The sequence below is a fragment of the Tengunoibacter tsumagoiensis genome, from assembly GCF_003967535.1.
Taxonomy (GTDB): domain Bacteria; phylum Chloroflexota; class Ktedonobacteria; order Ktedonobacterales; family Ktedonobacteraceae; genus Tengunoibacter; species Tengunoibacter tsumagoiensis.
In genome coordinates this window covers 2,888,375-2,913,846 of the sequence record NZ_BIFR01000001.1, presented here as the reverse complement: position 1 = coordinate 2,913,846, position 25,472 = coordinate 2,888,375, and the positions used below count along the sequence as shown (strand labels likewise).

Annotated in this window: 32 protein-coding genes; 13 read left to right on the top strand and 19 right to left on the bottom strand. The window is 50.1% G+C overall.

Annotated features, from left to right (window positions below; all coding sequences use genetic code 11):
- Window positions 1–102: 102 nt before the first annotated feature.
- From EL628_RS11540 to EL628_RS11525, 4 genes are all read right to left on the bottom strand, one after another.
- Complete coding sequence (locus EL628_RS11540; RefSeq protein WP_126580095.1) at window positions 103–990, bottom strand: hypothetical protein; 888 nt, start codon at window positions 988–990, stop codon at window positions 103–105.
- A gap of 252 nt (window positions 991–1,242) precedes the next feature.
- Window positions 1,243–1,551 (bottom strand): VOC family protein, encoded by a 309-nt coding sequence (locus EL628_RS11535; protein WP_126580094.1) that lies wholly within the window; start codon window positions 1,549–1,551, stop codon window positions 1,243–1,245.
- A 188-nt stretch (window positions 1,552–1,739) separates the two neighbouring features.
- The gene (locus EL628_RS11530) at window positions 1,740–2,261 is read right to left on the bottom strand and encodes an HIT family protein (RefSeq protein WP_126580093.1); all 522 of its coding nucleotides are present in this window, start codon (window positions 2,259–2,261) and stop codon (window positions 1,740–1,742) included.
- A gap of 37 nt (window positions 2,262–2,298) precedes the next feature.
- Entirely contained in the window at window positions 2,299–2,760 is a 462-nt protein-coding gene (locus tag EL628_RS11525) for an SRPBCC family protein (RefSeq protein WP_126580092.1), read from the bottom strand.
- A 78-nt stretch (window positions 2,761–2,838) separates the two neighbouring features.
- Between EL628_RS11525 and EL628_RS11520 the strand changes: the two genes are divergently transcribed.
- Complete coding sequence (locus tag EL628_RS11520) at window positions 2,839–3,096, top strand: response regulator (protein ID WP_126580091.1); 258 nt, start codon at window positions 2,839–2,841, stop codon at window positions 3,094–3,096.
- Between the two features lie 338 nt (window positions 3,097–3,434).
- On the opposite strand, the gene EL628_RS11515 is transcribed toward EL628_RS11520, so the two are convergent.
- Window positions 3,435–4,154 carry an N-acyl homoserine lactonase family protein gene (locus EL628_RS11515; RefSeq protein ID WP_126580090.1) on the bottom strand — a complete coding sequence of 240 codons (720 nt, stop codon included), beginning with the start codon at window positions 4,152–4,154 and terminating at the stop codon, window positions 3,435–3,437.
- A gap of 29 nt (window positions 4,155–4,183) precedes the next feature.
- Window positions 4,184–5,863 (bottom strand): FAD-dependent oxidoreductase, encoded by a 1,680-nt coding sequence (locus EL628_RS11510; protein ID WP_126580089.1) that lies wholly within the window; start codon window positions 5,861–5,863, stop codon window positions 4,184–4,186.
- Between the two features lie 330 nt (window positions 5,864–6,193).
- On the opposite strand from EL628_RS11510, the gene EL628_RS11505 reads away from it, so the two are divergent.
- Complete coding sequence (locus EL628_RS11505) at window positions 6,194–6,829, top strand: TetR/AcrR family transcriptional regulator (RefSeq protein WP_126580088.1); 636 nt, start codon at window positions 6,194–6,196, stop codon at window positions 6,827–6,829.
- 304 nt (window positions 6,830–7,133) lie between these two features.
- Here EL628_RS11505 and EL628_RS11500 read toward each other — a convergent pair whose 3' ends face one another.
- Entirely contained in the window at window positions 7,134–7,550 is a 417-nt protein-coding gene (locus EL628_RS11500; protein ID WP_161975430.1) for a class I SAM-dependent methyltransferase, read from the bottom strand.
- 202 nt (window positions 7,551–7,752) lie between these two features.
- On the opposite strand from EL628_RS11500, the gene EL628_RS11495 reads away from it, so the two are divergent.
- Window positions 7,753–8,127 (top strand): nuclear transport factor 2 family protein, encoded by a 375-nt coding sequence (locus EL628_RS11495; RefSeq protein WP_126580086.1) that lies wholly within the window; start codon window positions 7,753–7,755, stop codon window positions 8,125–8,127.
- Window positions 8,128–8,513: 386 nt separating this feature from the next.
- Here the strand turns inward: EL628_RS11495 and EL628_RS30770 are convergent, their stop codons facing one another.
- The 5 genes from EL628_RS30770 to EL628_RS11470 all read right to left on the bottom strand — a co-directional run bounded on the left by EL628_RS30770 (window position 8,514) and on the right by EL628_RS11470 (window position 11,434).
- The gene (locus EL628_RS30770; RefSeq protein WP_126580085.1) at window positions 8,514–8,729 is read right to left on the bottom strand and encodes a GNAT family N-acetyltransferase; all 216 of its coding nucleotides are present in this window, start codon (window positions 8,727–8,729) and stop codon (window positions 8,514–8,516) included.
- A gap of 1,123 nt (window positions 8,730–9,852) precedes the next feature.
- Window positions 9,853–10,122 (bottom strand): site-specific integrase, encoded by a 270-nt coding sequence (locus tag EL628_RS11485; protein WP_126580084.1) that lies wholly within the window; start codon window positions 10,120–10,122, stop codon window positions 9,853–9,855.
- Entirely contained in the window at window positions 10,094–10,324 is a 231-nt protein-coding gene (locus EL628_RS11480; RefSeq protein WP_126580083.1) for a hypothetical protein, read from the bottom strand. The genes EL628_RS11485 and EL628_RS11480 overlap by 29 nt, the downstream gene beginning before the upstream one ends.
- A gap of 77 nt (window positions 10,325–10,401) precedes the next feature.
- Window positions 10,402–11,094: a hypothetical protein gene (locus tag EL628_RS11475; RefSeq protein ID WP_126580082.1), complete on the bottom strand. Its 693-nt coding sequence runs from the start codon at window positions 11,092–11,094 to the stop codon at window positions 10,402–10,404.
- Complete coding sequence (locus EL628_RS11470) at window positions 11,057–11,434, bottom strand: hypothetical protein (protein WP_126580081.1); 378 nt, start codon at window positions 11,432–11,434, stop codon at window positions 11,057–11,059. The genes EL628_RS11475 and EL628_RS11470 overlap by 38 nt, the downstream gene beginning before the upstream one ends.
- A 135-nt stretch (window positions 11,435–11,569) precedes the next feature.
- Between EL628_RS11470 and EL628_RS11465 the strand changes: the two genes are divergently transcribed.
- Window positions 11,570–12,001, top strand: coding sequence for a hypothetical protein (locus EL628_RS11465; RefSeq protein ID WP_126580080.1), 432 nt, complete (start codon window positions 11,570–11,572; stop codon window positions 11,999–12,001).
- An 18-nt stretch (window positions 12,002–12,019) separates the two neighbouring features.
- Here EL628_RS11465 and EL628_RS11460 read toward each other — a convergent pair whose 3' ends face one another.
- Window positions 12,020–12,919, bottom strand: coding sequence for a LysR family transcriptional regulator (locus tag EL628_RS11460; RefSeq protein ID WP_126580079.1), 900 nt, complete (start codon window positions 12,917–12,919; stop codon window positions 12,020–12,022).
- 112 nt (window positions 12,920–13,031) lie between these two features.
- Here EL628_RS11460 and EL628_RS11455 point away from each other — a divergent pair, with 112 nt between their 5' ends.
- From EL628_RS11455 to EL628_RS11440, 4 genes are all read left to right on the top strand, one after another.
- Complete coding sequence (locus tag EL628_RS11455) at window positions 13,032–13,994, top strand: DMT family transporter (RefSeq protein WP_126580078.1); 963 nt, start codon at window positions 13,032–13,034, stop codon at window positions 13,992–13,994.
- A 30-nt stretch (window positions 13,995–14,024) separates the two neighbouring features.
- A complete protein-coding gene (locus EL628_RS11450; protein WP_126580077.1) occupies window positions 14,025–14,924 on the top strand; it encodes an alpha/beta fold hydrolase in 900 nt (299 codons plus the stop codon).
- Window positions 14,925–15,066: 142 nt separating this feature from the next.
- On the top strand, window positions 15,067–16,602 hold the full coding sequence (locus EL628_RS11445; RefSeq protein WP_126580076.1) for an MFS transporter: 1,536 nt from the start codon (window positions 15,067–15,069) through the stop codon (window positions 16,600–16,602).
- 94 nt (window positions 16,603–16,696) lie between these two features.
- The gene (locus EL628_RS11440) at window positions 16,697–17,404 is read left to right on the top strand and encodes a hypothetical protein (protein ID WP_126580075.1); all 708 of its coding nucleotides are present in this window, start codon (window positions 16,697–16,699) and stop codon (window positions 17,402–17,404) included.
- A gap of 21 nt (window positions 17,405–17,425) precedes the next feature.
- Here the strand turns inward: EL628_RS11440 and EL628_RS11435 are convergent, their stop codons facing one another.
- Window positions 17,426–18,343, bottom strand: coding sequence for an LLM class flavin-dependent oxidoreductase (locus EL628_RS11435; protein ID WP_126580074.1), 918 nt, complete (start codon window positions 18,341–18,343; stop codon window positions 17,426–17,428).
- Window positions 18,344–18,704: 361 nt separating this feature from the next.
- Between EL628_RS11435 and EL628_RS11430 the strand changes: the two genes are divergently transcribed.
- Both EL628_RS11430 and EL628_RS11425 read left to right on the top strand, forming a co-directional pair.
- Window positions 18,705–19,244, top strand: coding sequence for a hypothetical protein (locus tag EL628_RS11430; protein ID WP_126580073.1), 540 nt, complete (start codon window positions 18,705–18,707; stop codon window positions 19,242–19,244).
- Window positions 19,245–19,430: 186 nt separating this feature from the next.
- Window positions 19,431–19,922, top strand: a complete 492-nt coding sequence (locus EL628_RS11425) for a hypothetical protein (protein WP_126580072.1) — start codon at window positions 19,431–19,433, stop codon at window positions 19,920–19,922.
- A gap of 28 nt (window positions 19,923–19,950) precedes the next feature.
- On the opposite strand, the gene EL628_RS11420 is transcribed toward EL628_RS11425, so the two are convergent.
- The 5 genes from EL628_RS11420 to sigZ all read right to left on the bottom strand — a co-directional run bounded on the left by EL628_RS11420 (window position 19,951) and on the right by sigZ (window position 23,074).
- On the bottom strand, window positions 19,951–20,520 hold the full coding sequence (locus tag EL628_RS11420; RefSeq protein WP_126580071.1) for an HD domain-containing protein: 570 nt from the start codon (window positions 20,518–20,520) through the stop codon (window positions 19,951–19,953).
- A 2-nt stretch (window positions 20,521–20,522) separates the two neighbouring features.
- Window positions 20,523–21,263 carry a metallophosphoesterase family protein gene (locus EL628_RS11415; protein ID WP_126580070.1) on the bottom strand — a complete coding sequence of 247 codons (741 nt, stop codon included), beginning with the start codon at window positions 21,261–21,263 and terminating at the stop codon, window positions 20,523–20,525.
- A 35-nt stretch (window positions 21,264–21,298) separates the two neighbouring features.
- On the bottom strand, window positions 21,299–21,736 hold the full coding sequence (locus EL628_RS11410) for an NUDIX hydrolase (protein WP_245994234.1): 438 nt from the start codon (window positions 21,734–21,736) through the stop codon (window positions 21,299–21,301).
- On the bottom strand, window positions 21,712–22,089 hold the full coding sequence (locus EL628_RS11405; protein ID WP_126580068.1) for an AlbA family DNA-binding domain-containing protein: 378 nt from the start codon (window positions 22,087–22,089) through the stop codon (window positions 21,712–21,714). Before EL628_RS11405 ends, EL628_RS11410 begins: the two co-directional genes overlap by 25 nt.
- A 355-nt stretch (window positions 22,090–22,444) precedes the next feature.
- Window positions 22,445–23,074, bottom strand: a complete 630-nt coding sequence (gene sigZ / locus EL628_RS11400) for an RNA polymerase sigma factor SigZ (protein WP_245994061.1) — start codon at window positions 23,072–23,074, stop codon at window positions 22,445–22,447.
- Window positions 23,075–23,229: 155 nt separating this feature from the next.
- Here sigZ and EL628_RS29810 point away from each other — a divergent pair, with 155 nt between their 5' ends.
- The 3 genes from EL628_RS29810 to EL628_RS11390 all read left to right on the top strand — a co-directional run bounded on the left by EL628_RS29810 (window position 23,230) and on the right by EL628_RS11390 (window position 25,232).
- Window positions 23,230–23,373 (top strand): hypothetical protein, encoded by a 144-nt coding sequence (locus EL628_RS29810; protein ID WP_161975429.1) that lies wholly within the window; start codon window positions 23,230–23,232, stop codon window positions 23,371–23,373.
- A 231-nt stretch (window positions 23,374–23,604) separates the two neighbouring features.
- On the top strand, window positions 23,605–23,955 hold the full coding sequence (locus EL628_RS11395; RefSeq protein WP_126580067.1) for a hypothetical protein: 351 nt from the start codon (window positions 23,605–23,607) through the stop codon (window positions 23,953–23,955).
- A gap of 29 nt (window positions 23,956–23,984) precedes the next feature.
- Complete coding sequence (locus tag EL628_RS11390) at window positions 23,985–25,232, top strand: M28 family metallopeptidase (protein WP_126580066.1); 1,248 nt, start codon at window positions 23,985–23,987, stop codon at window positions 25,230–25,232.
- The last annotated feature ends 240 nt before the right edge of the window (window positions 25,233–25,472 follow it).

Below are 25,472 nucleotides of genomic sequence, written 5' to 3'. Positions count from 1 at the left end.
GAAAGAAAGCCATTCAAGCTAGCGTTCCCGCAGAGCGCGTGATACAGAAGGAAAGGAAAAGATTCAGAGACAAACAAACCTCTGAACCTTTTACAGAGAATTTTATTCCAATGATTCATAAGGCTCATCAGGAAGGATAAGTCGTTGTCTTGGAAAGCCACCCCAAAGACGACCAGGAAAGTTATTGTGACTCCATTCTAAACGAAGCTGCTTTGAATCGAGCCAGATCCCCTCTGTTGTCCAGATAGAGAGATCCACGCGCCCAAATCTTTCGTAATAATTCCAATCGTACGGAATACCCACTAGCACAACGGGCGGCTCTTCATACAAATCTACAACAGTTGCCCCTGCTTCAAGAAGAGCTTGCCGTGCGGCATCAGAAACCGACCCAAGTGTCATCCAATGAGTTTTGGGCACTTCATCAAACTCTGGGCCTTCCTTTGAGCGAGGAACCAATGAGGCTCCATCAACTATGACCTGAACTTCATTCTTGCTAACGATAATTCTTCCATGCTCCCCCTGCTCTCCTTCATAGGAAACAGTACCTGAAAGCTCATACCCCCAGGGTATCAGAAAATGATTGAGAAGAAAGTGGAGCCAGTCGACATACCTATAAAATTTATCTCCGTTTGCTTCAATGCCCCTGCCATCAACTGTCGGCTCCCATTGACAGAAAGTAGAGGGAATCCAAAAGGCTTCTGGCGACCGTATCAATAAATCTGGGATATTATAGATTTCGCTAGAGTTGCAATAACCCAATAAAATATCGTCTCCAACGCCTTTCGGATCGATAAAACCAGTAAAATACATCCCATATTTCCCAATTGGCAATCCAACAGCTTCACGAAGTGGATCTGGATAGTCATTCAGTTTTTCTTCGTGAAGCGCTTCATGACGGATCTCCGCAAATCGGTGTAAATAGGCCTTATGCTCAGGTCTCAAAAAGCGATTGAACCGAAATGTACCAGTAAAAGAAGTATTATAGCCCATCGTTTGTATGTCTCCTTCTCTATCTTACTCATTCATTCCTGATTAACTCTTCTTTTCCGGTAAGAGATCGGCAACATGAGGAAAGTGGGGCATTCAACCCAAAAGCAGCCGTAGAGAGACTTCTATCACCCATTCACACAACGTATCTTTAGAATAAACCATCTTCAACCCATCACTTTTTGACCGCGCTAGGAAAAGAAGACCGTACTGAAGAGAGATGAAAGCATCCTCAACAGAGGCTCGTGAGCGCATTCAATCAGATTCACCAGATGATGATGCAAGATTGAGGGCCCGTGCTCCCTTCGTCATATCAAGAATGCACAGTCGTATACCAAATGGGTCTTTGATGACCGCACACTTCCCAATAGTTACATCGAAAGGAGCGACCAGAACCTGACATTCCTGCGCTTCATACAAAGAAACGGCTGCTACAACGTCCTCAACGAGGTAATGAACTTCCACTGCTGAGGGAATACCAGAATCACTATGCAGCACAATCTCGGTATCGCTTTCGGGAAAAACAAGTCCAATCGAGCCATCGCCGAGCCATCGCCACTCCACTGGGGGTGCAAACCAAACACCGTTGCATAATAGTGGGCGGCAGAATCCACATCATCAACGCGGATCATGACGCAGTCAATCTTTCGTAACATACTCTCCACTTTCCTGGCTACTCATTCTCACTTGCTATTGTTCTCACAAATCGGCTCTATCTTAGCGCCAGATTTCACTTTCATCTCTTCTATATGCTATTGGGAACGGACCTGCTCCTGTGCGAGCCACTGCCTTAAACGCTCACATACTACCTCTACCACAGATGCATCTCCACGCGGTGCATCAGGCCATTCGTCAACCCGAGTTCCCCAATAGGCCTGTGGCGTTCCAGGGTAACGTGGGACAAGATGCATATGCAGATGAGGAACATGGTCTCCAAACACAAACAGATAGATGTGTTCTGCTCCCTCACTCGCTTTCAGTGCCCGGCTCAGGCGAGCTACCAGTACTCCCAGTGCCTGAGCTTCTTCATCGGTCTGATCAGCCAACCCTGGCACATGTCGCTTCAATTCGACCATGAGATATCCCAGATACGCAGGTCCCTCCCCTCCCCACATATGCCCGACAGATACAAGATCGTCTTCATACAGGACACCGCCTGGAAGAGTAATATCACCACGATGTTTCCAACAGATAAAACATGCTTCTGCATCTGAGTCTTGACGCTTCAAAAGGCTCCACTCCCTTCTCAAAAAAGAAATACTCTCAGGTATCATGAGATTTTTCTGACTGATCCAATAAAAAAGGGCAAAGCTATCTACCAGTAGCTTGCACACACGCTTGTAGGCGTGGCAAAAAATGAAGCCAGCCAGGAAGGTGATGCTCCAGCCGGAGATTCTGATCCTCTGGCGTCTCAGCATATGGTCCCTGAGTCAGCTGTAGACGAATATCACCGTTCACAGCCTGCTCAATGATCACATCCACGACCGTTTCAGAGGTTCCCTCTTCATCGTGGTCCCAGTGCCAGGTAAAGGTCAGTCGTGCGCCTGGTTCAAAACAAAGATACTGGCCCCGAAGATGCCAGTTCATCTGTGGCCAGCTCAAGTGATATTGACCGCCACAACATGGTTCAATGGTGGCCTCCTGGGGCCACCATTGTTGTAGAAGAGCTGGCTGCGTCAAGTAATTGAAAACGGTTTCGGCACTTGTATGACAGAAAAGGGTTTCAATCACCAGGGTCGTAGGATCAGAGGGTCGTTGTTGCACCATACGCATTATGCCTTGCTCCTCTTATCTAAAAGCATTTCGCATCTCTATCGACTCAGGTAGTGTAACACAGATCCCACTCTCCTTATAAGCATTGCGGATTATCCTCCACATCTCATTCTCCTCTCCATTCAGTTACCTCGCCTGGATGGATATCATTTTTGTCGAATTGTACGCAAGAATCTGCAATTTGCCAGGATTCCTGTGATTATGCTTGGATCAAAAGAGGATTCCACCTCCTATGGTCTGCATAACCATTTCGCTGGATCGACGGATTTTTTGATGAAGCCATTTGATTCACACCAGATTGTGCAGGTTGTCAACAAGTATCTTCCTGGTTTTTGAGTACACACATAGAGTATTGACTATAAAAATGACTGAACTCATTTCTCACTGGCATACCCCATTCATTTTCCAGGTTGAGGCAGGAGGACCATCTCTCGACGTTCTGTTTCTCCTCGCATTTGTCCTCATTTCCTCATTTGTAAGCTCTACAGGAACCTTTGTTCTGCTTTCCTTTGTTTCTGAAGAGAGTTCCGGGGAAAAACTCCTCCTTTTCTCGCTTTTGTAGCAGACAATAGCTATGCCCCTCTTTCAACTTTCTGTTCCTACCAGCCGGAAATCTCAATAATAGGGCGAACTCTGACAATTGACAGATTTCCAGCATTTCATGAGCTGGTTTCTTATGTGTAATACTCAGGGAGTTTTTTCAGGCGCATCCATTGTTCTGCATCGTGTCCACAAATGATGTGTTTGGCGTGTTCGCGCTGCGCTATATTAATAAGCTTCCGCGTACTTAAACGCAGCATCTTCTCGTTCATATCAAGCGGACTCATTGTCCGTGTTTCTGGATCGAGGCCATCACTATGAGTGATAGCATCAATAGCCAGTAGGATTGGACCTGCGTCAGGGAGACGAACGAGTACTGACTGGTGCCCTGATACATGACCACTTGTTTCAATGAGCTCAACTCCAGGGAGTAGTGTGTGATCACCTTCAATCAGTTGATACTGTAAGGTAGGCCGATCCCAATGGCCGCGAAATTGAGAAAAACGTGGAAGCGGACTCTGAAGGGCATATTCGTACTGGGTTCTCTGTGCAATCAATCTGGCATGTGAGAACAGTTCATGATTTCCTACGTGATCTGGATCAAAGTGACTACAGATGAGATAGTCAATGTTCTCTGGTTGCAGATTGATCCTTGCCAACTGTGCCATTATAGGTTCCACTGTCTGAATACGTACTTGTAGCGGTCCCATTTGTATGCTTTTTCCTGCAATGATGGTGTGAGGCAGACCTGTATCTATCAACACATGCTGTCCTTCATCCGTTTGGATAAGATAACCAGGGATTGGCATATGATTTTCACCAATGGTCGCTAGCTGCATACAGTAGAGTTTCATCGTCTTTTTCTTTCTTCTCAATCGCTACGTCAGACAAGGACGGTTGCACGTATTCCTAAAACATGCTTGGCATAAGACTCAAAGTTGCCAGGGGTAGCAGGTTGGTTACGATAGCCGATATAACCATCAGGGCGTATCAGGTAGAGCGTCTGTTTCTCAGCACCAAAGCGATGATGCAAGGTCCCATATTGATCGAGTATGCAGGTTGTTGTGCCACTCCACTCTTTCAAAGAGTCGTAACTTTCTGGATTGGGAGCGATCAGGACTGGACGAAGCCATTTCTGCTGTTGAGCACTATACTCAGCGAGTTCGCGTATCCGCAACAGGTCAGTCTCATCTGATTGAAGACCAGCAAAAAGCAGGACTGTATGATCAGTGCTATGCAGCAAGTTATACAGTCGAGCTGTGTTATCAAAGCCGTAGTGAATATCTGGCAGACGCTCTCCAGAGAGTAAGCCACCCATATTTCGTGTATTGATTCCCTCAACGCGCCAATCTTCCGTTACAATCTGACTCTGTTTATAACTCAGGCTGAGCCCTGAGAGTACTTTGGAAACCTGACCGTTGAGAACGCTGCGCAGAGGTTTGAGGAGAAAAAAGCTTTTCATGATGATGTTGCGAACATACTGCATTGTCAATGTGGGATTTCCAATAGCGAGCGTGAAGCCTTTGGCTCCACGTAGGACCGTCGTCGCAATCGGTGTGCGCTCGGCGGTATAAGAATCAAGTAAAGATTCCTCGGCTACGTTTCGAGCGACCAGTGCGAGCTTCCAAGCTAAGTTAAAGGCATCTTGAATGCCTGTATTCATACCTTGACCACTCGCTGGACTATGGACATGTGCTGCATCCCCAAGGACAAAACAGTGTCCAACACGCATCATGGGCACATGCCGCTGTTGAATCGTGAAAACCGAAGTCCATAACGGCTCAGGCACATGCACTGGTTCCTCGTGATAAACACTGGCAATAGCATGCGTAAATTGCTGTGCAACGCTCGCTGGATCTGTCTGTTCTCTTGCAGCAGTATTGAGTAAACGCCAGCGTTTGCCTTCTGGAAAAGGATATGCCATCACGGTCCCGAGAGGCGAGAAAAAGCCATAGACACTATCTTTGGCAAGCGACCAATCCAGTTCTACGTCCGCTATCAGCCAGGTCTCAGAAGAATTTCCTGTAAATGGCAGATGCAGGTCTTTACGTACCTTACTATGTCCTCCGTCACAGCCAGCCAACCAGGAGACGCGAAGTTCGGATGTGTCACCTCTCGTATCACGTAGCTGTACCGTGACGCCAGTGGCATCTTGCTCAAATGCTTCCAATGTGACTCCCCACTCGACGTGAATATCCGTCGCTAAGCGGTTTCGCAGCACCTCTTCAACATGAGTTTGGGGGCAGAAGACAGGATACGTAAAGGGAGTTTCAAAGGCTCGGGACTCAAAAGAGACCTGCATAAGATGCTCTCCCCGAGCATAGACATTGAGAAAGTGAACAGGTTGAGTTTTCGCTGTAATCTCTTGAGCGATGCCCATCCTCTCAAACACCTCAAGAGTTCTATTGAAGACCCCAAGTGCTCGCGAAGTTTCACTAGGAGCCATCTTTTGATCAATAATGCGGCAAGAGACACCATGCCGATGCAATTCATAAGCCAGCGAAAGTCCTACCGGACCCGCTCCAACAATCAACACATCTGTATTCTTTTGACTAAGAGACATCCGTGGAATCGCCTTTCTTTGAGGAGAACGTGTACCTATTTACCCTGCTCATCTATCCATTTTCGAGAAAGAACACATTCCTCATCCCGAAGAATTATTAAACAGTTGTTTTAAATAATCATTTAAAACAACTGTTTAAATTATAGCTTTGATGTGGTATAGTGTCAAGGGTAGAGTGCTGAAATCCATGCATAACTCGGATGTGATTGATCACACCCTTGTTCAAAAACCGGACGAGACGTGGTACTCAAGCGTACTACAATTGGCCCCAGGAGTAGTTTCTTTGAGTTATGAGGAGATTTCAGGAGAGTGAAGAAGGATACAAGAGCGATGACGACGGTACAGGCAAAAACAAAAGACACTATTTTGAGAACAGCAGAACGGCTATTTGCAGAGCAAGGCTTTGAGACCACCTTACGCGATATTACCACTGAGGCGAAGGTAAATATTGCCTTAGTCAATTATCACTTTGGCTCAAAAGCAAAGTTGTTACGAACAGTCCTCCAGGATATTATTGTGCCAGTAAAAAAGTGTCAGATGGAAAGGTTAGTAGTGCTTGAAAGCGGAACATCGGCTCCCACGCTTGAACAACTATTAGATGCTTTTCTGGTACCTATTATGGACTTACTCCAGTATCCTAACGAGCGTGGCGTCATCGTTGCACACCTCTTTGCAAGAGCGATGGTTGACTCAACAAAAGAGGTGCAGGAGATGATTATTGGCTGGGTTGAGTCAACCGAAAAGAGATATATCGAAGCCTTCAAACGAGCATTGCCTCTGTTGTCAGAGGATGAGATATGGTGGAGATTTACCAGTATGTTCGGTGCCTTTATCGTTCAACAATCGGGTTTGCTCATCACAATACGCACTCGAGGAGGTTGTGTTTTAGACAAAGAAACAGAGTACCAACGGATGAAGGTATTTCTCTTAGCCGGTTTTCAAGCACCTGCAACTACGGATTGTTGAACGCAAATGCTATCCTTCCAAGCCTAGAATTATCTTTTCTGCAATATAGCATGCTCTATTGATAGGCACAGAAAAAAAATGCTTCTACATATGCAGACCGATAAAAAGCTATAGAAACATTTTTTTATTCTGATTGTATGATTAGAATCCTTGATACATATGCCCCTGTTGAAAACAGCTCTACAGTTTTGTAAGTTGACCCACTGGACGATGTCTGAAGCCGTATCAGCGCAATCCTTCAGGCCCAGTTCCTCATTCGTGACTCATCGTATCTTCTTGATCCTGCACAATAAATGCAGAACAGTTATGTGCTGATGTCGCTCACTTTTGAACATTGATCAGTGTGGTCACACGTACCCAATTCTTTCATAACAGATGGCCATCTGACGGCCGGGGTCGCTGCAACTAAGAGCCGTTGATGCACATAGGAAAAGGTATGATCTGGGAAAGGCAAACCCTCCAACACATTGCCACTCACAAAACGATAATTAGGTAGAGGTGTGACCACCTTTTTTGTAGGCGCTTCGATATCCAGTCCAACAACCTCCACAGCTGGAAATTTGGTGGCCATAGCAGTTGCCCATTTGCCGGTTCCAGTCCCCACATCAAGCACCGAGGTGATATCTGATACCAATAGAGCAGTATAGAGATTGCCCAAAAGCTTCAAGAGAACATAGTGCTGGAAGTTTATTCGTTCGTCCTCCTGGCCATCTTTAGGCAATATATAGTTTCCCTTTGTGAGAGGACGAAATGCTCTTGTTTTTCGGACTCGCGCTCTCAGATATGCGTCAAATCGAATATCTTATGCGTAAAAAGTATGCTATAAGCATGGGTTTACTCTTTACTTCTTTGCTTCGAGTATCTATCCTTGAGGAAGGGGGCAGACAGACAAGTGTTGTTAGCCCGAATGAAAGGAGAGAGAAGTGAACCACTCCCTTGAGGAAATTGTGCATGCTGAGAAGCAGCTTCAACAGGCAATGATAAACAATGATGTGCCAGCCCTTGAACGATTAATACATGATGATTTGGTGTTTATTGATGTCGAGGGAAATGTACAGGGAAAACGCGATGATCTCGAAAGTCATGCATCTGGTGCTGTTGTTCAGACCGCAGTGGAGTTTGTCGAAGAACCAGTTATGCAATTCTATGGAGAAAGCGCAATTGTTGCAGTAAAAGCTCGTGTAGAGGTGCGATTACAGGGAAAACCTCTTGAGGCATTCTGCCGCTATCTGCGCGTATGGCTGTTTCAGGATGAGCGCTGGCAAATTATCTCAGGAGCTGTACGTATCATCTCTTGACTACGACTCATATCATCTGTTTTCTTCATAACGAAGAGCTTCTGTCGGAAAAGTCTCTCTTTGCTCAGCCGTATACACAAGCTTTTCTGACAGATGAACTACAACAAGGTTTTGACCGATAAACCGTCTTAATCTTCATTGACTCATATCCTGGATCCTGATCCATATTATAAAAGTCGTATGGGGCTTCATATTGCCAGGAAGCAACCTGACGAGCATTCTCTTCCGTCATGGGAAAAATGTGAAATTGCATAAAAGTAGCTCCTTCTCTCCATAATATTGATGAAGTATAGTGCAATTATTCTATTTGACTCATGAGTAACATCATTTTATTGCCCATTTTGCACATTCAATAAGGCTTTCCTACTATTTCATTTTTACACAAATTAATCCTCTTTGAGAAGAGCATAGGTCTTGACTGAATGATAACTCCCTTTGCAGAAAAGGCGCTGTCGAGCAATTCCTTCAAGCTGCATACCTACCTTTTCCAGGACTCGTGCTGAACCATCATTTTCATTCAAACAATAAGCTTCTATTCGGTTGAGATTCGGCTGATGGAAAGCAAAAAACAGGAACGCATTCAGATTCAGGGCTTCACTCATAGTGTAGATCGCGGCGCTTTGTGGGAGAAAATCCACGAATTAAGTAGGCGGCATGATGGGAATGAGGCAAAAAAAGAGGTGGGCGACAAAGAATAGAATCATGAGATGAAGAAGTAAATGGTCAATGCCCGTTTTACCGCCCACTTAATTTGCGGATTCTCTCCCGCAAAGCAAAAAAATTTACACCGAACAATTAGTATATGAGCTACAAATATTTTTTGATTTCAAGATGTTTTATATTTAAGCGTAAGCAACTTCGAAACAGCGAATAATACACTCATCAGTGCTAAAAACGTAACCAATAAGATGCCATCAGCTAACAAATTGTTAGATTTAACCGCTGTAGAGTATGTTGTTAAATTCAAGACAACTTCATTTGCAATAAATGTACTACTTAAAACATATACTAAGACGCTAATTGCGATTTTTTGAAAGCTATAATAGCTCTTCTTTTCCAGTAAGGCGGGTACACTTACACTTGCCAAAACCAATTGGCGCCAAATCGAAGTTCTAAAGATGATTAACCATAGGGCGAAAGTATAATATAACAGAGATAAGAGGGCGGAAGCGATAACAATGAAAATCAAAGGGAAAAACGCGTAAATTACCACTAATATTGGTAGGAAAAAAAGAGAAACAGAAATGATTATCGAATAAAAAGCTGGCAATGTTTGTCGGTAATGAATAGTTTCTACTCTATGTATTTGCTCCCGCTTCTCCATACAAAGCAAAACACAACAAAGTATACCGATAGAAATTATATAGCTAAAATGCACTGTAAAAAGATAATACATCTTGTCATCTTACCCTTTCTCGCTTGACGAAGTAATTGTTAGCAGCCAAAGCTAATTGAGGAAAACACAATCTTTCCTCTAACAATTATGACTTTTCAGTGAAACTACACGCTCCCTTCTCTGTAAATTAAGAATTTGTAAAACCTACCAACCAAGCGCATTACTTTGCCTTGCTAGGTTAAGTTGCTTGATGTAGTACAAATTAGCTTGTGCATGCCATTGCCAAGATGACATACTTTCTCCCTTTCCTTTCCTATAAGGATAAGACATCGGCTGCATTGTCATCGAGGTCTTGCTTCCGTTTTTGATAGCCTCGCGTCGTCCTGGGGTCAGCGTGACCAGCCAGGTTCCTGCACTTTCCAGAGCGAGGCCTTGTTTTCCAGCATCAAAGTGATGCCACTGGCTCGTAGCGAATGTGCGGTCAGCTTCGTGATCGCCGCCTGCATTCCATAGGTACGCACCAGCCGATAAATACTAGCGGCTTGCAGCCCCTGCTGCCTAGGATGATCGCCCTTGTCAAAGCCCACAAAGAGTGGGTGATCGGCTGCTCCAGCTGGCCAGATCGCTTTCTCATAGAGCGTCAGTCCATCCTCTCCCATGGGGAGCTCTATGGTTCCGATGGCGGCCAGATAGTCCAAACAGCATACGCCACAGATCCACGGGCAGTTTGAGCAGCCAGTCTTTCTCCTCTTTGCTCTGACGAATATGGAGCGTATGATGGCCCTGACGCAGGCCAATATCCGCGAGCGTCAGCTTGGCCACCTCCGAGCAGCGCTGCTCTAAGCGAATAATGAGGGGCATGCTACTTTTAGTAACAAGGATAGCATGCCTCTCATTTTAAAACCAGTGTAGGAGATGATTTCTCAGCAAATCGAGCGCTACCAGAGGCTGAGTTGCTCTGGTTCTGTAGACAACGCAAGTAAGTCACTGACTAACTGCGCGGGCTTAACGTTACTTATATCCTCAAAGCACTCATCCCACAATGTACGCATTCCTGACTCACCTTTGGCAACCTTCTTCTTTGAAGGATTTGGCTTCATCAGTGCCAGGGGTTCTTCACCTTTGTCAGCTGATGTCACAGCAGGGATATCATGCACCTCAGCAACTACAGGCTTTTTCTTCTCTGCTTTGAGCGCTCTCACCTTCCCTGACTTTCGGCGCTGACGAGCCAGATGAATGTGCTCCATGTTGCCAAAGACAAATGGTGAAGCACTCCTGGCCACTGGAACGCGAACCTCAGATGCCAGAACGTCAACATCCGAAATAACTATCGGAAATTCAGAGTCATCTCTACTTACTACATGCCCTACCTCTGCACTCTTTTCATTGGCCAAAACAGGTGATTGATGCAATTGTGGCATCTCTGTGAGATCCTCAGATAAGGAGATCGCAGGTACCTCAGTTGGATGAGCTTCTGTTGGGACCTCCACAATTGGGCCATACAATGCAGCCTCTTCTACGGCTCTCTGGAATGAAGACCCAACCTTGACTGGGCTTGCAATGAGAGCAGGCTTCAGATGAATAGCGGCCTCTTCATTTTCGGCGACACTGGAGACCTGCCGTGGCTGCATTAGTGTTTCCCAAACAGAGATTTGAGGGCCAGTAAAGAAAGCTGGTAGACGCCTCAGCCAGCGTATCGACAGCGCCAAACCAGGAGCGACCACGACGCAGTACCTCTTGCTCTTCTTTGGCTCGACGGGCAAAAGCCTCTGCCAGCTCCTGTCCATCGTTGACGTCGAGAAGCGCCAGTGGATCACCTTCTTCCTCATCAGTGAACAGTTCAGCCTCAACGGTTGCAGAGAAGCGTGCTAAGGTGGTCTGGTCGGCTCCAGCTTCCTCGATCAGAGCGCCCCGTGCGGGCTCGCCAGCGAAGGCGGCAGCTGCTCCGCTCTGACCGCCTAACTTACGCATTTTCTGATGACCCGCCGTTCCAGCATAGGCCAGATAATAGAGTCCACCACACTCTGCAGATTGATCCCCTCATTAACACGAGAATAGGGAACAATAGCAACCTGAACATGGGGCTTGCCATCAAGGTCGGGGCTCATGGCATTCTCTCTTGAACAGTTACAACCTGATACGCTTCTAGACCCACCCACATTGCAAAAGTACAAGCGAACAGTACAACGGGGAAGTGTAGCACTAGAAGTAGGCTTCAGTACATTCTGTTTATTCTGGCTTTATGCGAGCTTTTTTGCCACACATACCAGCCTCAGTCTTAGTTTATTTCGGGGAAGCTACAAAGGTCTCACTCAGTGGCTCCTGTTCGCTCTCGCATGCGGCGTGGCCTGTGGACTCTTTGTTGCCCTTCATTTTCTCCTACAATCTCACCCGGGAGCGTATCTGAGACAAAAACTCCTGCGCTGGTATCTCTGGCGTTCTGGCTTCCTACCATTGAAAACCAGAACGTTTCTTGAAAACGCTACAGACCTTTTGCTGCTCTGCAAAAATGGAAGTGACTATCAACTGCCCTGGTGAAACACCTTTTGCAGGCTCTCATTGATCAAGAGGCTTCATTAGCACCTGTCGGGTGACTGCTAAGAAAGCTTGGAACGCAGGGGAGAGCCATTTCTGTTTATGCCAGATCATCTGGGTCATCAAGCAAATCGGCTCTCCACTCCAGGGCAGGATCACCAATTTTTGCTGCTCCAGCTCGGAGGCCACGGTAATTGCTGGAAGAACCGCCACCCCCATGCCAATCAGCGCACACTGTTTAATAGCTTCGATACTCTCAAATTCCAGCATGGCGGTTGGTTGGACTCCGGCCTTGCTCAGTTGGTGTTGGAACTGCGTGCGATAGCTACAACCTGCCTCGGTCACCAACAGGGTTTCTCCCTCCAGATCCGAGGGCAAGATGGTTGAACGTTGAGCCAGGGGATGGTCGGATGAAACCAGCAGATGAATAGGTTCAGGCCGAAAGGATTGGGCATGGAACACGCTGGAGGCAATCGGTTCTTCCATGAGAAAGGCCAGATCGACCTGGCCGTCGATGGCCAGGCGGCGCAGGGCGGAGAAGGCAGAGGGGAAAAAGAGGAGCCGAACCTGCGGATACAAGAAATGGAACTGGCGGAGTACGGCGGGAAGGCGATAGGTACACAACGTTTCGGTCGCCCCGATCGTCAGCGTGCCAACATACTGCTCGTGTCCTGAGACTGCCGTTCGCGCCTCTTCCGCGACTTTGAGTATCTGTTCCGCGTAAGGAAGCAAACGTTCCCCAGCGTTGGTCAACGTGATCTGTTTGCCCAGCCGATCAAAGAGACGGACCCCTAAGTCTTCCTCCAGCCCCTGAATCTGGGCCGAAACCGTGGATTGGACATACCCCAGTCGCTCGGCGGCCTGGTGAAAGTGTAAGGTTCTAGCAAGTTCGCGAAAGGTCGTCAGTTGACGAAGATCCATCGTTTCCTCCATTCCATCGCAAAAATCGATCATGGTGATCACAGATAATCGTTGGACATGATTATAGCGCACCCCCTATAATAGGCGCAAGTCTTCTCAGGAGGAAAAAAATATGGAACTGACCCAAAGCAAACAGGCAGGGGAGACACGTTCTCTTGAAAGCCCTCTCGCAGTCCGACATCCATCTCGTTTGACAGCGGGAACGGTACTCGCACTCAGCATCACCATTTGCTGCTGGGCGTCCTCTTTTGTGGGGATACGAGCCGGGCTCCATGGATATAGCCCCACCCATCTTGCCCTGCTGCGGTATCTGACCGCTTCCCTGGTGCTTGCGCTCTGGGCCCTGGTCAAGCGCATGCCGCTGCCGCGCTGGCGAGATGTGCCTGGCCTCGCACTCACCGGGGTTGTCGGAATAGCCCTCTATAATGTGGCGCTCAATACGGGAGAAGCCAGCGTCTCAGCAGGACTTTCCAGCTTTCTCGTCAACATCAATCCCATCATCACGGCGGTGCTCTCGATCATCTTCCTCAGGGAGCGTTTGCGTCTCTGGGGATGGATAGGCATGCTCATCTGTCTTCTTGGTGCCTCGCTCATTTCTCTGAGTACAGGGGCAGGAATCCATTTCTCTGTCGGGGTGCTGTTTGTGTTCTGTGCAGCGCTGGCACAGAGCCTCTACTTTCTCTGGCAAAAACCGTATCTGGCACGCTACAGTGCATTGCAATGTACCACCTACGCGATCTGGACGGGAACGCTTGCGTTGCTGATCTTTGCTCCTGGTCTGCTCACCAATGTGCGAACAGCATCCTGGTCCGAGACAGCGGCAGTGGTCTATCTTGGGATTTTTCCCGCCGCGATTGGCTATGTGAGTTGGGCCTATGCTCTGGCCCGTATCCCAGCCTCCCGCGCCGCCAGTTTCCTGTATCTGGTCCCGGCGGTCACGCTTGGCATCGCGTGGTTCTGGTTAGGGGAGTGGCCCACCTGGCTGGCTCTCTTCGGAGGTGTGGTAGCGATCTCAGGAGTGATGGTGGTGAATATCTTTAGAAAAACGCGGGGAGAGAAAAGAAGAGCATCATAAAATTTCCTTACAGAAAGGACATACGCTTCAATGAGCACATTCACGAATATTCAACCTTCTCCTTTGACGACTGGCTCGGTCATCTCCTCTGACGGGACGACCATCGGTTATCGCCAGATGGGTCACTGTCCTGCGCTGATTCTGTTGCATGGTGCAAACACGTCGGGCCTGGATTTTACGCAACTCGCCGGGGGGTTGGCTGATCTCTTCACTATCTATCTGCCCGATCGGCGTGGGCGTGGTCTGAGCGGTCCCTTCAGCAAGCATTACGCTCTTCAGGAAGAAGTAAATGACCTGACGGCGCTGGTCAACAAAACTGGAGCACGCTTGCTGTACGGCATGAGCGCAGGTGGCCTGATCTGCCTCCAGGCCTCGCTGAACCTGCCCAGTATCCAGAAAATGGCCCTTTACGAACCGGCCCTGTTTCTGGATGGCACTGCGCATACCTCCTGGCTGAACCGTTTCGATCAGCAAATGGCCCAGGGTGAGGTCGCAGCCGCACTGGTCACGTGCATGAAAGGATTGGAACTGGGCGGACCAGCCATGAATGCCATGCCGGACTGGCTCCTGAAGGCACTGACCAATGCAGCCATGAAAGGTGAGGACAAGAAGGCTGGTCCAGAAAGTGTCACCATGCGCAAACTCGCTCCGACGCTGCACTATGATGGGTTGCTTCTCGCCGAGATGAGTGGGCAACTCGATCGTTTCCGCGCGGTGAGCGCCGAGGTGATGCTCCTGGGCGGGAGCAAGGGATTGCCGTTCTTGAAGCCTTCCCTTGACGCTCTGGAAAAGACCTTGCCACATGTCGCGGGGCGCGTCGAATTTCCTGGTCTGGAACACGGCGGCTCGAACAATCCCAGCCAGACGAACCGCGGCAGCAAGCCGGAACTAGTCGCGCAAGAACTGCGCCAGTTCTTTAGCAGACCATAATTTCGGGAAACCTGGCTTCCTGTACTGGAGTGAAGAGAGAGCAGCCCCTCGCGCGCTGCTCTCTCCCTTCACTGCATAGGCATTGTCGAAACGGATTGAATGAGCGCGCGATAGATATACTCGCGTTTTATAAGGAATTTCCATGGATACGGCAACTTTAGCATCTGCATTCCCATCAGAACAGGCAGGCAAAATAAAGCCAATGGCTCGTCCAGTGGTGGTGAGCATCATGATCGCCTTGCTGCTTACTGCTTTTCTGGAAGCGTTGGATAACCTGATCGTGACGCCCGCGCTTCCGCGCATTGCCAGCAGTCTGCATGGCTTCGGCCAGTATACCTGGGTCGTGACCGCGTATTTGCTGGCAACGACTGCGGTAGTGCCTCTGGCGGGCAAGCTCTCGGATCAGTTCGGGCGCAAAGGCTTTCTGCTCAGCGGAATCGTCCTTTTTCTCCTGGGTTCGACCCTGGCTGGCGCTTCTCAGACGATGGGCCAGTTGATCCTCTTCCGGGCCATTCAAGGGCTTGGGACTGGTGTTGGCGTCGGGCTGGTCGCCGCCGTCATTGGGGATCAGTTTCCCCCAGAGCAACGCGCCAGCAAGCAAGGCTTGATCGGCATTGTCTTTGGCGTCTCGCAATTATGCGGCCCCACACTGGGAGGCTGGATCACCGACCATGGCCCGTTGCTGGCTGGCATTGTCACCGAGGCGACCCGTTGGCGCTGGCTGTTCTATCTCAATCTGCCTGTCGGGCTGTTCGCGCTACTTATGCTCAGCATCTTTCTGCCATCACAACCGGCAGGGCAGATAACCAGACGTACAGCTCTGGCGCGCATTGACTGGTTCGGAGCACTGCTACTGGTCGCTGCGACCTGTAGCCTGTTACTCGGCCTGAGCCTGGGAAGCGGACAGAATGCAGCCTGGACCTCGCTGCCCGTCATCGCACTGCTGGCGGCTTCGGCGGCCCTCTATGCGCTCTTCCTGGGGGTCGAACACAAGGCCGCCGAACCGGTGCTACCTCTCGATCTCTTGCGCAGGCCGATCTTTGCGGTCGATGGCGTCCAGACGCTTCTCCAGGGCATGATTCTGATCGGGGTGTTTCTTCCGCTCTCCCTGGCCTTGCAGGATATCCTGGCACTCTCGCCAACCAGTACCGGCGCGATGATTACCGCGCTCTCAATCAGCCTGACCCTGGGCGCGGCGCTCGCGGGCATCAGCATCTCGCGCAGCAAACGTTACCAGCTCACAGCGATCACAGGCGCGGCGCTTATGACCATCGGGTTCTTTCTCCTCACTGGTATGACCGCGTCGAGCAATCTCTTCTTGATCGGCTTCGCCCTGGTTCTGGCTGGTCTTGGCACGGGCTCCTTCTTTACCATTCAGATGGTCGCGGCCCAAAACGCAGTTCCGCAGACACAGCTGGGGGTAGGAACAGGCGTCATCCGCTATCTCAGCCAACTGGGCATGACGCTGGGCTCGGCCCTGATGGGCATGGTCGTGAACGACGCTCTCGCGAGTGAAACGGGTACGACGCACACCTCAACCGCTGCCCGGCTCGCGCTGAGCAGTGTCCTTCAGCATGGCTTCTGGATGGTACTGGTGCTGAGTTTGCTGCTCCTGTTGAGCACGTTTTTCCTGAAGGATGCTCCCGCAGCGCAGACACCGACTGTAGAGGCAAAATAGGGAATGCTCATGCTGTCATCAATCTCAGGTGACAGCATGAGCCGCTTTTTCCGCTCACACCAAAAATGCGCGTAAAAAAGAAGGAAACACAGATATGTCAGCGAATAACGATTCTTCTCCAGTTGCTCCTCCTCAGGAAACCGCTTCTCTTGATCTGGAAGCCCAATCCAGGCAGAGCATGCAGGCCGTTGGGAACCTGATCGAGAGAATCACCCCCTGGTTATTTGCTTTTGGAAGTTGGGTCGTTGGTGGGCTGATCGCCTTCAATTTGCTGGTTATTGCTTCTCTCATTACCGTTGGCCCTGTTCGCCCTGCCATTCTGGTGGCGAGCGCCACGCTGGCTTGCGCGCTCCCTTTGAATGTCGCCGGACTCTTTGTGTTGAAGTTGATCCCGGAGATGAAGGAAGCTGGCATTGATGAGCATATGCGGCAAACGTTCCAGGAGGTCGGTTTCCCCATGGAAATCTACATACCTCAGGGACATGCGTCGTTGCACCGCAGAAGAACCAGGATCACGCTGTCTTACGCGGTAAGCATTCTGCTCTTCTCGCTCACTTTGACTCTTGCTGGCATGGTTGCGGCGCTCTGGTATCTGGCGTGGTGGGTCGGCGTCATCTTCCTGGTGATGGTCCTGGTCAGCCTGGCCCTGGTTATCATCGTCTTTACCCACACATTACCTCCTATGTCGGAAGAGGAAAAGGAGCACAAGAGGCGCTACAAAGAACAGCGAATCCGGCAGAAGCAAGATCAGAGGAAAGCTGAGCAGATCGCGTCAACCCTGCAGGAACGCCGCGCTGTGTAGGCTATCGCAGCTAATGGGCTATTAGCTGCGACACCTGAGTGCTGGAAGGACCTCATTCACAAGCATCTTGACGGTGGTCAGATCGGGGAAACCTCCGCAGTCGAGCATGAAGTAATCAACGCCCAGTTCGACGAATGGCTGCATCTGTCCGAGGAGTTGCTCAGGAGTGCCGACGAAGTCCTCGCCAGGTTGAAGCCGCTCGTGCGCGATCTGGGCCACTTCCTGTTCGGTGGGCGCGCAGGCGCAACCGCCGCACCAGGAGCGCCGCACCGTCGCAGGGTCGCGCCCTACCTCTTGGCAGGCCCGCTCGAACTCCGCGAGGTACATGCGATAGTCCTCGATGCCAGTCGACGACACGTTCCACCAGTCGGCGTGCCTGGCCGCCACACGCAGCATCTTCGGCTTGAACGCCCCGACCATAATCGGGGGTATCGGGTTAGGTTTCGGCTCACACCAGGCACCAGTTACGTGGTAGTGCTTGCCCTCAAAGGTAACGCGGCCCTTCGTCCACAACGCCTTGATAATGTGCAGTGCTTCGTCCAGCTCCTCGACCCGGCGGCTCGCCGCCGGGAAGTTGTAACCGTAAGCCAGATACTCAGGCTCATGCCAACCCGCACCGATACCTAAGATGAAGCGCCCACCCGACAGAAACTGGAGGGTCGCACCCATCTTGGCGACCAGAGTCGGATTGCGGAACGATTGGCAGAGGACCGAGTTGCCCCACTGCAACTCAGGGTGCAGCGCGCAGAGGTAGGTGAGAGCCGTCCAGCCCTCCAGCACGTCGCTGTCTTCGAACTGCAAGTGGTCAATGAACCAGGCCGAGTGGTAAGAGCCCTTCACACTGTTGAGCAGACGGTTCACATCCTCCATGTAGCGGAGACGCCTCGACTTCTCCAGCGCGTCGCCCGGCACCACCAAGCCGAACTGTATTTGGGTCATGCGTATCTCCCTTCACTTCTTGTCTTCTCCATGCCTGCGCTCGCCCTGGCGCAGGCCGCTCAGTTATCGTGAAAGTCCAGAAACCTCCTCAGAACATAGCACGGAGAACATTTCTCATCCTTCTTCTTGAAAGGATGCATGCTTCTAAGCGGCTTTCCCTTGAATGGGCAAAAATCACTATTAAAACATAAGTATCTTTTAAACGCCATCTTCACAACCGATACCGTCAGAGTATCGGTCGATTAACGCATGATTGACGCTTTTTTATCGGTCATTCAGCGCTATTTTATCTGCTTTATGTCACAAAAATCCCCTATACTCCCTGGCAGAAACCAACACACACCGTCAGGAGTTGCAAACCATGATCATTCACCTCAGAACCAAAGATCCCTTCATGGTGGGGCTGAAAGTCCAAGGAACGCTCTCCATTGAGGGAACTCCTCAGAGTGAGTACTTCGCCTCCTCACCAGTACCAACCAACGAAGGGGAGTCACATCGATTATCACTCACCATTGTCGGACAACCAGAAGAAGTTGCGCTTTCACTGATCGGCGCAACGTCACATCCCTCATTTCCCAACATTTCCATTTTCTCGCTGGAAAGCGAAGATGCAGCGAAAATTGAACCATTAGACCAGGAAAGAGATACATACATGAACCAATCATCTAACATCAACCAGCTCAAGCGACAGGCACAACCAGCTCGCCAAAGCTCATACAGGCGACCATTCTGGCAACGGCACAGACAGAGCATTTTGCGTTCGCTGGAAATCACACCTCACACCCTTGTACTGCATGGAGCTGATTTTGCGCAAGCCCTCTATCAAAACGCAGTACGAAAATACAAGCAAGAACTTCAATCCGTATCAGACACTTCGCAAGAAACGGAGATGTTATCTTAAAAGAATATGCACGATGAACAGGTTTTGTATCATCAATCCCTTGACAAGAAGTCATCTGGCGGATAAAATGTGGCTCACAAAAGACAGGTCGCCACCACAGGCGGCCTGTTTTGTTTTCAGAAGACCAGATGGGAAAGCACGCTACTCTCTCGTCTGGTCTTCTTCATGCAGAAAAGGACCATACTCATGACTGAACAGCACGTTTCGATCGCACTGACTGATGAACAGATTATTGCCTGGTACCAACATCATACGCAGGTCTGGCAGGGTTATGCTCTCGCTCTAGCATTGCAGGCTGGCCTCAGTCCCACACAGGCGGCACGCATCTTCGTTGACCCCTGGCTCATGAACACCACTCATTCAATCCGGACTCAGGCGAACCCTCAGATACTTGAACAGCAAGCCAGGCAGACAGCTGAGGTGCTGTCACTCACGTATGGAGAAGATCATATTCACCTTAAGTCGCAGAACGAGAACTGGCTGATAACGATCACCGACATTGACCTGGAGCCACTTGAGCGCTATGGAGTCTCTTACAAAACACATATTGAGTGGATACAAGCTCAACTCCAACTGGTCTGCGAGCCAAAAGGGATCAACTGCTCTGTCCAGATGGATCAAAAAAGCGTCTCTCTTCGTTTCTCTCTGCTCGAGCCTCAATACCACCATCTCTCATAAAAAAGCTGGAACCTCTTTCGCGGAGCTCTTACTCTAACACCTGCAAAGCTGCTTGATAGCGCGATTGGATCAACACTCGTGCCTCTGGACACAGCTTGTTCCAGCTGCGCTTTAGCTTTTCCCGTACCCAGATCTTGCCTTCATCAATAGACAGCTTGTGCTGAACATATGCTAAATACAGCAGTGAAGGCATCTGAGCAATATGGGCCATCGCATCGGCGCTCGCCAGGCAGATCGCTTCTTTCGTGCGTTGCTCTACCGGAATGCTTGCTCGATGTGAAGCAATACATTCTTTCACTGCCAGGATCGTTGAACCAGGATAGCCATACTCCCGTAAAAGTAGTTCTGCCTCACGCGGGCCATGGAGATGATGATCCTGGTACAACGTCTGATCTTTCACACTGGCATAATCGTGAAGAAGGGCTGCGAGTTCGACACTATTTTTATCGGCTCCCATGAGGTCAGCCAACTGCTCCCCATACGCAATAACAGAGAGAATGTGATGGGTCCAGATCCCATACCCAAAGATATTGCTCTCTGCCTGGCAGGCTTCTTCCACTCGTTTCGCCAGAGGCAGATTGCCAGGAGTAATCGCCATTCTTACATCTCCTTCCAGCAACTGGCCCACCAGGCAGCATGTGGCATTCCAGAGTCGTGCATCACGTGAATGAAGGCTTGCAGATCAAAGGCAACGCGATGCAACTCCACCTGTAAGGACGCGCCATTAGAATCGATAATGGCATATTCAGCGAAAGCTGACTGACGAATCTCATTCACCGGCGAGACACGATCCATCGCTAAACCGACGCTCCCCAGGTTGAGAACAATTCGCTCTTTGAAGCGGCGAAAAAGCTGAATATGAGTGTGTCCTCCCGCCATGAGATCCCCTTGCGTTCCTGCAAAGACTCGCTCTAACTCTTCCTCAGAAGTCGTTGACAACAGACGCTCACTGTAGGAACGAGGGGAGCCATGATAACATAGAAGGTTCTTTCCATCAGGGAATCTATAGTCGATGGTAGGTCGAAAGGAGCGCAAGTAGGCTTGATCAGCAGATGTGAGTTGCTCGGCACACCAGTGATCAATGTCCTGCCAATACTGTCTCCGTTGATCAGGTTGCTCCTTAAGTTCAGGCTGTAATAGCCAGGTGTCCATGTTACCCATTACGGACGGACAGTCAATCTCCTGCAGCCGCCTGATCACCTCTCGAGGTTGAGGGCCGGTCGAGGCCACATCCCCAAGACAGATCAGTTGCGTCACGTTTTGAGTGGCAAGCTGGCCTAAAACAGCATCGAGAGCCACACAGTTGCCATGAATATCGGAGAGAAGAGCCAGACGCATCATGCTTTCCTTTTACGTTAATATATATCCATGTAGCATCAGAGCTTCCGACCAATTGTCAAAGGAAAGCCTATTATCTGAGAGAGATCTGGCAATGCCCTCGCGTCAAAGGCTCGTAAAACCCCATCCTGGTATGAGCAACAGTACTCCTGTGGAGTGAATTGTGTCAGCATCAGTGGCAAAAAATGCGGAATATTGTCTACCACTGCTGGATTGGACCGATCACAGACCCAGCTCAGTTTCTTCCAGGAAAGCAGTCCCTCAGGCGTGATACGATCGGGCCAGATCTGAGCATCTGGATCAAGATGGGCAAGGAAAGTATACATCCCCCCACTGACCGGAGGAGCGTTTGCATCGAGAATCGTCCAGGTGACCAGGCCAGCAAAACGTAGCTCCTGAGCCTGGCTCACATCCATGTCGGCCTCCTCCATCATTTCACGATGAATATTGCTCAAAGGAGTCTCGTTTGCCTCAATCTTGCCGCCAAGACCATTCCAGCGGTTCGCATTGGGTGGACGGCTACGATTTTCCCATCAAGCACATAGACTTCTGGCTCTGCGGGATCGAGAGGAAGGGAGGGTTTGATATTCACACGTGCGGCTCGCAAAATGGTATCCATGGTTGAAGCCTGGCGCTCATCTGGGACACCAACAATGGTATGCTCGACGTCTTTGACACCAATGATCACGATTCCACCTTGAGCATTAGCCATCCCACAGAAACGTTCAGCCAGATCGAGGTGACGAGGCACAGCCACCTTTAATTCAACGGTTGAGGTCTCACCAAATTGGATACGTTGTCGTAATTCTGCCTCCTGTAATTCCGCCATGTATCCTCACCTTTTCATAAAAATTTGACATTTTTCCTCTACCTCTCTACTATACCACTTCATGGCGGAATTATTGGCATAAATGGCGGATTCATAGCGGAATTATTGGCATAAATGGCGGATTTGCATAAAAAAATGGCGGAATTATCAACACACATGTCCCAAACAATGGTTGAGCGTGCTTGATAGTTTATACGCCAGTCTACTTTACCTTTAGTTTCTCCATCATTTTTCTTCAGCTAGCACCAGAAGATCTTCTGGTTTCCAGCAAGTCCATCAGTTTAGAGTGAAGCATGGCGCAGACTACGCATCGTTGGCGAGAGAAGCCCACCCACACCAGCCGACCCCAATAATGTCAAGGAGACGCCACTTGAGATGCACATTCACACTGCCCAGTAGAACACCCTTTTTTCACCTGGCCTTGCGTCTGGCAACATGCACAATGGGAGTAGTAGTCAATTACACGCCCGAGGCGATCAAACTCAACGTGACAACAATCTAGCACAACTTGCTTCAGCTTCTCGCGCGCCCGTTGCACCCGTGACTTGGCTCCTGAAAAGGAGAGACCCAGGCGTGTTGCCAGTTCTTTCTGTGAGAGACCCTGCATATCGGTGAGCAAAAGCGCCTCCTGGTAGGTCGGAGGCAAGCAGTCAATCATGGCAACGACTGACGCAGCCAGTTGCGCTTGCATATCTTCTTCGGGGATTTCATCGAGAGGCAGCATCTCCTCGGCATCCTCTAACGGAACATCCTGTCTCTTTTTGCGATAGTGATCAATGATCAAATTGCGCGCGATCTGGTACATCCAACTTTCCAGCTTGTCCTGTTCGCGCAACGCGTCGACTTGCGTGTGCATCTTCAGGAAGGCTTCCTGGAGCAAGTCTTCCGCCTGCTCCTCGGTTGCCACGCGTCGACGAATAAAGCGATAGAGAGGATCATGGAGTGTTTGCCAGGCAAACTCAACTGTGTGAACCAATTCCTTCATACCTTTTCTTCTAGGAGAGCATCTCTGCCTGTATTATGCACAACACGTCAAGGGCTGGGAAGCGCAAACAGAGCCGCACTTCACGTGCCTGGTGCCATGTATACCAAGGAGCAACAACACGCCGTGCTTGAGCCTGATAAAGAGAGCTTTCAGCCATGCGCTTTGTTTTCTATCTGCTTCCCTGGCCAATTGTGCAGCCCGCAGCTGATGCAGGGAAAGATGAGCCTGATCATACTCCTGCTGGCGCCAGTGCGCCATTATCTCTTCTCGAAACATCTTCAATGCCCTTTCTCTTGTGACAATCATTTCTACTCAGGGAGACGGAGCAGGGCAAAAGAGGACGCACCCGGTCACAAAGCGACCCTGGTCTGGTTCTGATTCTCCTCTCATCTTTGCCTGTTGGCTTCAAAGTAGGTACACAAACATTGCCTGTGTGCTTGTTGCGTCTTTTGGCAAGGTGGTCCGTCTCCCTAAATGAGCACGCCTCAAAAGAAAACGAAACATAAACGAAACATAAAGGAGTATGCATCATGACTCAGATTTCCCATCCGTTAAATCCGGCAAACAAAGGTGGTTTTCAGCACGGTCTGCCCACCGTTTCAACCGCCCCTATCCAACAGGGTGGCTGTTGTGGTTCAACCAGTCAAGCGGCAGACACAGGATGTTGCGGGGAACCTGTATCCAGACAGGCAGCCATCATTGCCTCAAATATCCAGGTAACGAGTGGCTGCTGTGGCTCCACTAGCCAATCAGCAAACACAGGGTGTTGTGGGGAACCCCGCTCCAACCAGTCTTTCGCTGTCGATACACAGGCAACAAGCGGATGTTGTGGGGAACCGGTACAGGTATCTTCCTCTCCAGCGCAACAGCGATGCTGCTAACAACGCTGGGTAAGTAGAAGGAGACAAGCATGGTGACTGAGCAAGCTGCCCCGCCTGACCTCCTCGCGGCCCTTACGCTTCTCGATCCAGGTCGCATGATGGAGCACACACGACAGTTGTGCGCTCCAGCTTTTACGGGTCGGCGCGTGGGCACGCAGGGACACGCAGGAGCAACAGATTTTCTGCTCAAGCAATGGCAGTATCTCGGATGGAAGGCACAGACCCAGATATTTCCCCTTTCGGCTCCCGTGGTCGAACAGGCTACCCCACTGCTACTTGAGCAGATAACAGATGAGGATGAGGTCCTCCGCACGTTTGTGCAACGCACAGAGTACTGTGAGCACCCACGATCCGCCTTTCAACCTGAAATAACGGCAGGCAGTGTGGTTCTCTTTTCGGACGAGAAAGCGCTTGAGAGCTACCAGGGGACATGGGTAGCGCTTCATGCCGTCCCACTGGGAACCGCATTCACAACACTGGCCAGCGAGCTTGCACAACAAGGTGCGCTTGGTCTTTTCACACCGCTTTATGCGAACGCCAATGGTTTTCTCGTAAAACGTCTTATCGCTCAGGCTCCTGTAGCTCTACCCGTGCTCTCGGTTCGAGCAGACCTACATGCACAGCTCGTGGGAACACGAGTGCGTGTACGCGTTCCGATCTTTGCCAAGATAAGTGAAGGATACAACGTCCTGGCCCACTTGCCTGGGACTGAGGAGCGCTTCGCCACTGCGCCCCTCATCCTGGGAGCACATTATGATGGCGTTGGTGATGATGTGGGAGGCCAGCGTCTTCCAGGGGCGACAGATAACGCGGCTGCCGTCGCGGTCCTTCTCGAACTGGCGCGAGTCATCGCAGAAGCACAGATCCAGTTCCAGCGGCCTCTGCTCTTTGCAGCTTTTGATGCGGAGGAGGTTGGGGCACAAGGGTCACATGTCCTGGCCGCTCAGCTCAAAGCCCAGGGTCAAATACCGTTCATGCTTAATCTGGATGGGGCAGCCTGTCTCAATGAAGCGGTCTGGGTCGAGCCAGGACCACAAACCGAACCCGTGCTCCAGGCGCTCGATCAGGCAGGTCGCTGGCTCGATATCCCCCTAATTGTAGGTAACATCGCTTCGGATCAGCGGCAATTTGTACAGGCAGGGTTTCCAGCGGTGGGATTAAGCGTTGGAGCAGCACAACTGCATACCCCTGGAGACTCAATGGAGCGTGTTCAACCAGAGGCCCTGCATCGGGCTGCAACACTTCTGCTCGCTACTCTCTGGCAATTAGTGACATGAACCGAAACCCGCCTTACCGCACGCCTTGAAAGGACGGCGGCTTGCGGCGGGTTTTCTCTTGGCTTTAGCCCTTGCTTTTTTGTATAAAATGTGATATAAATACCGCATGGAAAAACCAGAGTACACCAGTACCCGCATTTGGATACGAACCGTAAGAGCTGCAAAGCTCATCGGAGCATATACCAATGAAAGCATTGTGAAAGTGCTTGATCGACTTGTTCAACAGGAATTAACAAGAGT

Bases quoted from the DNA above. Each gene is read 5' to 3' on its own strand.
- EL628_RS11540 (WP_126580095.1), bottom strand. From the start codon at position 990: ATGGGCTATAATACTTCTTTTACTGGTACATTTCGGTTCAATCGCTTT.
- EL628_RS11530 (WP_126580093.1), bottom strand. From the start codon at position 2,261: ATGATACCTGAGAGTATTTCTTTTTTGAGAAGGGAGTGGAGCCTTTTG.
- EL628_RS11525 (WP_126580092.1), bottom strand. From the start codon at position 2,760: ATGCGTATGGTGCAACAACGACCCTCTGATCCTACGACCCTGGTGATT.
- EL628_RS11515 (WP_126580090.1), bottom strand. From the start codon at position 4,154: ATGAAACTCTACTGTATGCAGCTAGCGACCATTGGTGAAAATCATATG.
- EL628_RS11510 (WP_126580089.1), bottom strand. From the start codon at position 5,863: ATGTCTCTTAGTCAAAAGAATACAGATGTGTTGATTGTTGGAGCGGGT.
- EL628_RS11505 (WP_126580088.1), top strand. From the start codon at position 6,194: ATGACGACGGTACAGGCAAAAACAAAAGACACTATTTTGAGAACAGCA.
- EL628_RS30770 (WP_126580085.1), bottom strand. From the start codon at position 8,729: ATGAGTGAAGCCCTGAATCTGAATGCGTTCCTGTTTTTTGCTTTCCAT.
- EL628_RS11485 (WP_126580084.1), bottom strand. From the start codon at position 10,122: ATGGGAGAGGATGGACTGACGCTCTATGAGAAAGCGATCTGGCCAGCT.
- EL628_RS11480 (WP_126580083.1), bottom strand. From the start codon at position 10,324: ATGCCCCTCATTATTCGCTTAGAGCAGCGCTGCTCGGAGGTGGCCAAG.
- EL628_RS11475 (WP_126580082.1), bottom strand. From the start codon at position 11,094: ATGCAGCCACGGCAGGTCTCCAGTGTCGCCGAAAATGAAGAGGCCGCT.
- EL628_RS11470 (WP_126580081.1), bottom strand. From the start codon at position 11,434: ATGCGTAAGTTAGGCGGTCAGAGCGGAGCAGCTGCCGCCTTCGCTGGC.
- EL628_RS11465 (WP_126580080.1), top strand. From the start codon at position 11,570: ATGGCATTCTCTCTTGAACAGTTACAACCTGATACGCTTCTAGACCCA.
- EL628_RS11460 (WP_126580079.1), bottom strand. From the start codon at position 12,919: ATGGATCTTCGTCAACTGACGACCTTTCGCGAACTTGCTAGAACCTTA.
- EL628_RS11455 (WP_126580078.1), top strand. From the start codon at position 13,032: ATGGAACTGACCCAAAGCAAACAGGCAGGGGAGACACGTTCTCTTGAA.
- EL628_RS11450 (WP_126580077.1), top strand. From the start codon at position 14,025: ATGAGCACATTCACGAATATTCAACCTTCTCCTTTGACGACTGGCTCG.
- EL628_RS11445 (WP_126580076.1), top strand. From the start codon at position 15,067: ATGGATACGGCAACTTTAGCATCTGCATTCCCATCAGAACAGGCAGGC.
- EL628_RS11440 (WP_126580075.1), top strand. From the start codon at position 16,697: ATGTCAGCGAATAACGATTCTTCTCCAGTTGCTCCTCCTCAGGAAACC.
- EL628_RS11435 (WP_126580074.1), bottom strand. From the start codon at position 18,343: ATGACCCAAATACAGTTCGGCTTGGTGGTGCCGGGCGACGCGCTGGAG.
- EL628_RS11430 (WP_126580073.1), top strand. From the start codon at position 18,705: ATGATCATTCACCTCAGAACCAAAGATCCCTTCATGGTGGGGCTGAAA.
- EL628_RS11425 (WP_126580072.1), top strand. From the start codon at position 19,431: ATGACTGAACAGCACGTTTCGATCGCACTGACTGATGAACAGATTATT.
- EL628_RS11420 (WP_126580071.1), bottom strand. From the start codon at position 20,520: ATGGCGATTACTCCTGGCAATCTGCCTCTGGCGAAACGAGTGGAAGAA.
- EL628_RS11415 (WP_126580070.1), bottom strand. From the start codon at position 21,263: ATGATGCGTCTGGCTCTTCTCTCCGATATTCATGGCAACTGTGTGGCT.
- EL628_RS11405 (WP_126580068.1), bottom strand. From the start codon at position 22,089: ATGGCGGAATTACAGGAGGCAGAATTACGACAACGTATCCAATTTGGT.
- sigZ (WP_245994061.1), bottom strand. From the start codon at position 23,074: ATGAAGGAATTGGTTCACACAGTTGAGTTTGCCTGGCAAACACTCCAT.
- EL628_RS29810 (WP_161975429.1), top strand. From the start codon at position 23,230: ATGCGCTTTGTTTTCTATCTGCTTCCCTGGCCAATTGTGCAGCCCGCA.
- EL628_RS11395 (WP_126580067.1), top strand. From the start codon at position 23,605: ATGACTCAGATTTCCCATCCGTTAAATCCGGCAAACAAAGGTGGTTTT.
- EL628_RS11390 (WP_126580066.1), top strand. From the start codon at position 23,985: ATGGTGACTGAGCAAGCTGCCCCGCCTGACCTCCTCGCGGCCCTTACG.